At 70.1% G+C, this 7,057-nt stretch carries 7 protein-coding genes; 2 read left to right on the plus strand and 5 right to left on the minus strand.

What is annotated here, in order from left to right; translation table 11 throughout:
• Positions 1-274, plus strand: a 274-nt coding sequence (locus ACLL81_RS11755; protein ID WP_411288530.1) for a hypothetical protein, incomplete at its 5' end; no start/stop codon positions are given.
• Here the strand turns inward: ACLL81_RS11755 and ACLL81_RS11760 are convergent.
• The 4 genes from ACLL81_RS11760 to ACLL81_RS11775 form a co-directional block, all read right to left on the minus strand.
• A complete protein-coding gene (locus ACLL81_RS11760) occupies positions 271-801 on the minus strand; it encodes an FKBP-type peptidyl-prolyl cis-trans isomerase (protein WP_411288531.1) in 531 nt (176 codons plus the stop codon). The two genes, ACLL81_RS11755 and ACLL81_RS11760, sit on opposite strands and share 4 nt — an antisense overlap.
• Positions 801-2,009 (minus strand): threonine ammonia-lyase, encoded by a 1,209-nt coding sequence (locus ACLL81_RS11765; protein WP_411288532.1) that lies wholly within the window; start codon positions 2,007-2,009, stop codon positions 801-803. Before ACLL81_RS11765 ends, ACLL81_RS11760 begins: the two co-directional genes overlap by 1 nt.
• Before the next feature lie 238 nt (positions 2,010-2,247).
• Entirely contained in the window at positions 2,248-3,303 is a 1,056-nt protein-coding gene (locus ACLL81_RS11770) for a mannose-1-phosphate guanylyltransferase (protein WP_411288533.1), read from the minus strand.
• 7 nt (positions 3,304-3,310) lie between these two features.
• Positions 3,311-5,131, minus strand: a complete 1,821-nt coding sequence (locus ACLL81_RS11775) for a dipeptide ABC transporter ATP-binding protein (protein WP_411288534.1) — start codon at positions 5,129-5,131, stop codon at positions 3,311-3,313.
• A 105-nt stretch (positions 5,132-5,236) separates the two neighbouring features.
• On the opposite strand from ACLL81_RS11775, the gene ACLL81_RS11780 reads away from it, so the two are divergent.
• Positions 5,237-5,809, plus strand: coding sequence for a D-glycero-alpha-D-manno-heptose-1,7-bisphosphate 7-phosphatase (locus ACLL81_RS11780; protein ID WP_411288535.1), 573 nt, complete (start codon positions 5,237-5,239; stop codon positions 5,807-5,809).
• On the opposite strand, the gene ACLL81_RS11785 is transcribed toward ACLL81_RS11780, so the two are convergent.
• On the minus strand, positions 5,766-7,057 hold a 1,292-nt coding region (locus ACLL81_RS11785; RefSeq protein WP_411288536.1), incomplete at its 5' end, for a cisplatin damage response ATP-dependent DNA ligase. The genes ACLL81_RS11780 and ACLL81_RS11785 overlap by 44 nt on opposite strands.

The raw sequence follows: 7,057 nt of genomic DNA on the forward strand, positions 1-7,057 counted from the left end.
GCGGGCGTTCGGCCAGGCGCCCGAAGGGCTGGCGGAATACTGGGCGAAGATTCTCGACCACGGCGATGCGTTCGGGGCCGGTTCGGTGATGATCCGGCTGTCGGGCAAGCGCGAGCACTGGACCTGCATCCGCTCGGTGACGGCGCGAGGGATCACGCTGATGGATTCCGACGGCATCCGGGCGCTGCGCCGCGACCGCTGCACGGTGGGCGAGGCGGCCGGGCGGCGGCAGCACCAGCTTTGCCCGACCCAGACGCTGCTGGTGTCGGCCTAGCCTTGCTGGATGCGGCCAGGCTTGGGCAGGACGTCGATGAGCTCGATGCGGAAGATGAGCACGGCGTTGGGCGGGATCTCGCCGCCGCCGGCCCCCTCCGCGCCGTAGCCCATGGCCGGCGGAACGTAGAGGATCCACTCGTCGCCGGGGCGCATCTGCGGCAGCGCCTTCTGCCAGGCGAGGATCAGGCCGTCGAGCGGCATGGCGGCGGGCTGGCCGCGCTCGTAGGAGCTATCGAACACCTTGCCCTCGATCAGCTTGCCCTCGTAGTGGACCTTCACCTCGTCGCCGGCCTGGGGCTTCAGGCCGGCCGCGGGGCCCGAGCGGACCACCCTGTAGAGGATGCCGTCGGAGAGCGGCTGGACGCCGGCCTCCTTGGCCGCCTTGTCGAGGAAGGCCTTGCCCTCGGGCGTCGGAACGGACGCCGCCTGGGCCATCGCCCTGGCCTCGGCGGAGGGGCCGCCGGGTTTGTTACAGGCGCCCAGGCTGGCGGAAGCGAGGACGACGGCAAGCAGGCGAAACAGCATCAGACAGCCCTCGGGGGATAGCCCGCCTCGCGCAGCGCATCCATGATCTCCTGGGTGTGCTGGGCGTCGCGGGTCTCGATCATCAGGTCGAACTCGGCGCCCTTGGCCGGCACGTCGAGCGCCAGGCGGTTGTGCGCCACCTCGATGATGTTGGCGCCCATCTGGCCGATGATCATCGCGACGTTGGCCAAAAGGCCCGGGCGATCGTCGCCGATGATGCGCAGGCTGACGATGCGCTGCTCGCGGACCAGCTCGCGGGTGAGCACGCTGGCCAGCAGGCGGGTGTCGATATTGCCCCCGGTGATCACCAGGCCGCACTTCTTGCCGCGGAACTTGCGCGGATAGGCCAAGAGGGCGGCCAGGGAGGCGGCGCCGGCGCCCTCGGCCACTGTCTTCTCGACGTTGCAGTAGAGCGCGATGGCCTTCTCAAAGTGCGGCTCCTCGATCAGCAGCACCTCGTCGATCAGCGGGCGGACCACGCCGTAGGTGAGGTCGCCCACCTGCTTGACCGCGATGCCCTCGGCGATCGTCGCCCCGCCGGCCTGGGCGCCGGCGTTGACGCCGCGCATCTTGGCGGTGAACGAAGGGTACATGGCCGGCTCCAGGCCGATCACCTTGATGTCCTTGTTGAGGTGCTTGGCGGCCGTGGCCATGCCGGCGATCAGCCCGCCGCCGCCGATCGGCACCGGCAGCACCTCGAGGTCGGGGACGTCCTCCAGCATCTCCAGCGCCACGGTGCCCTGGCCGGCCATCACATCGAGGTCGTCGAAGGGGTGGACGAAGGTCAGCTCGCGCTCGTCGCAGATCCGGGCAGCGGTGGCCGAGGCGTCGTCGTAGCCCTCGCCGTCGATCACCACCTCGGCGCCGTGGGCGCGGGTCTGCTGGACCTTCATGAACGGCGTGGTCTTGGGCATCACGATGGTTACCGGGATGCCCAGGCGGGCGGCGTGGTAGGCCAGGCCCTGGCTGTGGTTGCCGGCGGAGGCGGCGATCACGCCGCGCTTCTTCTCCGCCTCGGTGAGCTGCAGGAGCTTGTTGAGCGCGCCGCGCTCCTTGTAGGCGGCCGTGAACTGCAGGTTCTCGAACTTCACCCACACGTCCGCGCCGGTGATCTCCGACAGGGTTCGCGAGCGGCGGCACGGGGTCCGCTCAATATGACCCTGCAGCCGGTCTCGGGCGGCCAGGATGTCGTCAAAGCTCAGGGTCATGGTTTCTAGGGAGGGTCAGGGGCGGGCGCGAAAGGCGCGCAACTTAACGGCGCCCGGCCCTTCGAGCAAATCTTGCCTGGCTCGGAGGACCGCCAAGGTCCCGCCGCGTCTTCCAGTGGAGTTGAGTCCGTGATCCGCCTCGCCTGCGCCGTCCTTGCCACCCGGCCAGGCGGTGATGGCCAGGGTCAACACCGACGACTAGCCGTTCGGGGTCAGCGCCGGGGAAAGCCAGTCGCGCCTACAGCAAATCCTCGCGCCCAGACGCCCTGAGGGCGGCCACCGCGGCGCGCATGGCTTCCGGGTCATCGCGGCGGGCCACCAGGACGACGCCGTTCTCGACGATCACCGCCAGGTCCGCCACCCCGGCCAGCACCACGGGCGTGCCGTCGCTGATCACCAGGCACCCTGTGGCGCCTGCGGTCACGGTGGCGCCGACGTTGCCGGCGGCATCCTGCGGGGCGTCCGACCAAAGGGCCTGCCAGGTTCCCACGTCGCTCCAGCCGATGTCGGCATCGACCACGACCGCGCGGTTGGTCTTCTCGAAAATGGCGGTGTCGATGGCCTCGGACGGGGCGGCCAGGAAGGCGTCACCGAGGATCACGGCATCCCCCGAACCCTGCGCCGCTTCGACCGCGGCTTCCGCGGCCTCGGCGATGGCGGGGACCAGACTGCGAACCTCGGCCAGGAACAGGCCGGCGCTGAACAGGAACACGCCCGCGTTCCAGCTATAGGCCGGGTCCGCTACATAGGCCTGGGCACTAGCCAGGTCGGGCTTCTCGACGAAGGCGTCTACCTGTCGGGCCGCGCCATCGCCTGCCGCGGCGCGGATATAGCCGTAGCCGGTCTCCGGACCCGTTGGGTGGATGCCGAACACCACCAGGGCGCCGGCCGCGGCGGCCGGGATGCCTGCGGCCACGGCTCTGCGGAATTCCGCCACGTCGCGCACCCTGTTGTCGGCGTGCAGCAGCAGCAGGAGCGCCTCGGGGTCCTCGCGGGCCACGAAGGCGGCCACCGCGGCGGCGGCGGGACCGGTGTTACGGCCGGCAGGCTCCAGCAGGATCGCGCGCGGGGTCAAGCCGATGGCGGCGAGCTGCCCGCGGACCAGGGACTCGTGGGCGGCGTTGGCCACCACGATGGGCGGGCCGAACAGGTCGCCGGTCACCCGCAGCGCGGTGTCCTGGATCAGGGTGCGCTCGCCGCCAAGGGGATGGAACTGCTTGGGCCGCGCCTGGCGCGACAAAGGCCACAGCCTGGTCCCCGCGCCGCCGGACATCAGCACAGGGGTGATCTTCATGGTCGGCTCAGGCGGCTTCGCTGGGCGGATCGAACTCGGCGACCAGGTGGCCGGGGACCACTTCGCGCAGCTCCGGGATGGCGAACGGCGCGTTGGGATCCAGGGGCAGGCGCGAGGGCAGGAAGCGCAGGGCTGCGCGCGGGTCCATGGGGCTGGGGGGCTCGCCCACCAGCTTCAGCCGCTTGCGGTTACGCTCGATGGCCGGATCGGGGATCGGCGCGGCGGACAGGAGCGCCTTGGTGTAGGGGTGCTGCGGGTCGCTGTAGAGCCGGTCGCGGGTGGCGGTCTCCACCACCCGGCCCATGTAGAGCACCAGCACCCGGTGGCTGATCTCGCGCACCACCGCCAGGTCGTGGCTGATGAAGATCATCGCCAGGCCCATTTCCTTCTGGAGATTGATCAGCAGGTCGATGATCTGGGCGCGGATCGACACGTCCAGGGCCGAGACCGCCTCGTCGCAGATCACCAGCCTGGGCTTCAGGATCATCGCCCGGGCGATGCCCACGCGCTGGTTCTGACCGCCGGACAGTTCGTGCGGGTAGCGGTTGATCATCGCCTGGTCGAGCTCGACCTTGTCCATCATGGCCCGGACCTCGACGTCGCGGGCGGCGCGGTCCAGGTCGCCCTTGAACACCTTCAGCGGCTCGGCGATGGAATCGCCGATGGTCATGCGCGGGTCGAGGCTGGCCAGCGGGTCCTGGAAGACGATCTGCAGGTCGCGCCGGGCGTTGCGCATCTCCTCGCGCTGGGCGTGGGTGATGTCGCGGCCCATCAGGGTGACGGCGCCCTCGGTAGCCGGGATCAGGTTGAGCACCGCGCGGGCGAGCGTCGACTTGCCCGAGCCGCTCTCGCCAACGATGCCCAGGGTCTCGCCCTGGCGGACGTGGAAGGAGACGCCGTCCACGGCGCGCAGGTTGCGGGTCTTGCCGAAGATGCCCTCGTGGACCGGGAACCAGACCTTCACGTCGCGGCCCTCCACGACGATGGGGCCGTCGGTGGGCGCCGGCGCGGTCTGGGGCCGGCCGCCGCGGTCGTCGCGGTCGAGCCGAGGGATCGCGGCCAGCAGGGCGCGGGTGTAGTCGGTCTTGGGCGCGGAGAATATCTCCGTGGCCGAGCCTTCCTCGAGGTAGGCGCCGTCCTTCATCACGCACACCCGGTCGGCCAGGCGGGCGATGACCCCCATGTCGTGGGTGATCAGCACCATGGCGGCGCCGGTCTCGCGCTGCAGATCAGCCATCAGGTCGAGAATCTCGGCCTGGACGGTGACATCCAGCGCCGTGGTGGGCTCATCGGCGATCAGCAGCTCCGGGCCGCCGGCCATGGCGGCTGCGATCATTACCCGCTGGCGCATGCCGCCAGAAAGCTCGTGGGGATATTGGCGCAGGCGCTGGGCGGCGTCGGGGATGCGGACCTTCTCGATCCACAGACGGGCATGGGCCAGGGCGTCGCGGTCGCTCATGCCCTGGTGGAGGCGTAGCGGCTCGGCGATCTGCTCGCCGATCCGCACATGGGGGGTGAGCGCCGTCAGCGGGTCCTGGAAGATCATGGTCATCTTCGACCCGCGGATCTTGTTGAGCTGGCTGGGCTTGAGGCCCAACAGCTCATGACCCTGGAACTTCGCCGAGCCGGTGGCCCGGCCGTTGCGGGCCAGGAGGCCCATCACCGCCATGAAAGTCTGGCTCTTGCCCGAGCCGCTTTCGCCCACCACGCCCAGGGTCTCGCCGCGGGGAATGGACAGCGAGACGCCGCGGACGGCGTTGACCACCCCATCATGGGTGTCGAAGTCGACCTTGAGGTTGTCGAGCGTGAGGACGGGGGGCGCGGACAATCGGGACCTCGGAACTGTCGTTTCGTTGGGCAGGGCGGCGACCTTAGACCGCGAACTGGGCTTTTTGAAATCGCGACCTCGGCGGCGGCCGCTATAGTCACGCCTGTGACCGAGACACCCCCCGATAGCCAGGCCCGCCCGGCGCTGTTCCTCGACCGGGACGGCGTGCTGAACGAGGACCGCGGCTACGTCCACCGGTGGGAGGATTTCCGCTGGATCGCGGGCGCCCGGGAGGCGGTGGTCGCCTTCAACCGCGCCGGCTGGCTGGTGGTGGTGGTGACCAACCAGTCCGGGGTCGGCCGCGGCTTCTACTCGGAGCCCGAGATGCACGCCCTGCACGCGCGGATGGTCGAGGACCTGGCGCGGGCGGGCGGGCGGATCGACGCGCTCTACCACGCCCCGCAACATCCCCAGGCGGCGGTGGAAGCCTATCGCCATCCCGACCCGCCGGACCGCAAGCCCAACCCCGGGATGATCGTGCGCGCCATGGCCGACCTGCCCATCGACCGCGCCCGCTCCGTGCTGGTGGGCGACAAGCCCTCCGACCTGGAAGCGGCGGCCCGGGCTGGCGTCCGGGGCCTGTTGTTCCCCGGCGGGAACCTGATGAATTTCCTGGAAGTGGAGGGACTACCGCCTAGCGTGCCTCCATCTGGTCCAGCATCCGCTCCAGGGTCGTAAGCTCGTCGGCCTCACCCGGCGGTTTGTCCCAGCGGATGCGGCTGATCCGCGGGAAACGCATGGCGACGCCGGACTTGTGTCGGGGGGAGCGTTGCAGGCCTTCGAAGGCCACCTCGAAGACCAGGCCGGCGTGAGGTTCGGCGCGCACCGAGCGGACCGGACCGAACCGCTCCAGCGTGTTGTCGCGCACGAACTTGTCGATCCCCTTCAGCTCCTCGTCGGTGAACCCGAAATAGGCCTTGCCCACCGGGGTCAGCGCCCGCTGGCCGGCGGCGTCCTCCTGCCAGACCCCGAAGGTGTAGTCAGAATAGAAGCTTGAGCGCTTGCCGTGGCCGCGCTGGGCGTACATCAGCACCGCGTCGATCAGGAACGGGTCGCGCTTCCACTTGAACCAGGGCCCCTTCGGGCGGCCAGCCTCGTAGATCGAGTCCAACCGCTTGAGCATCAACCCCTCGGCCACCTGCGGGTCGCCCGGCGGCGGCTCCGCGCGCAGGGCGGCAAGCTCCGCCCAGGTCGCGAAAGGCTGCATCGGCGACAGGTCGATGCGCGGGCTGGCCTGGCGGGCGACGAAGGCCTCCAAGCGCTTTCGCCGTTCAGAAAACGGCAGGGTGCGGGTGTCTTCCGCCCCGTCGGCCAGGAGGTCGTAGACGCGGATGCCGGCCGGGTGGCTGGCCAAGGCCTTGGGGTCCACGGTCTTGCGGTTCAGCCGCTGCTGGAGATCGGCGAAGCTGGCGGCCTTGCCCTTGCGCATGACCAGCAGTTCGCCATCCAGCACACCCTCGTCGTCCATGGCGTCCAGGATGTCGGGGAAGGTGCGGGAGATGTCGTCGCCGGTGCGGGTGTAGAGCCGACGCTCGCCGCCCTCGTTGACCAGCTGCACGCGGATGCCGTCCCACTTCCACTCGGCGGCGTAGTCAGCCGGGTCGAGCTTGCCGAAGTCGACCTCCTCGTCGATCGCCTGGGCCAGCATAACGGGGCGGAAACGACCGGGGTTGTCGGAGGAGGGCTTCTCCGAGCGGCCCTCCAGCCAGGCGAACAGGTCCTCGTAGGGCGGGTGCAGCGCGTGCCACAGCTCCTCGATCTCGGCCGGCTCGACACCGCCCATTTCGGCGGCGGCGCGCTTGGCGAGGCGGGCGGTGAGGCCGACGCGCAGCTCGCGGGTCATCAGCTTGAGCAGCGCCCACCGCTCGCGGGCGTCGGGCATGGCGCCGAGCCAGGTCTCGATCAGCCGCTGGACCTCGGCCCGGC

Source organism: Phenylobacterium sp. (assembly GCF_046590535.1).
Taxonomy (GTDB): domain Bacteria; phylum Pseudomonadota; class Alphaproteobacteria; order Caulobacterales; family Caulobacteraceae; genus Phenylobacterium.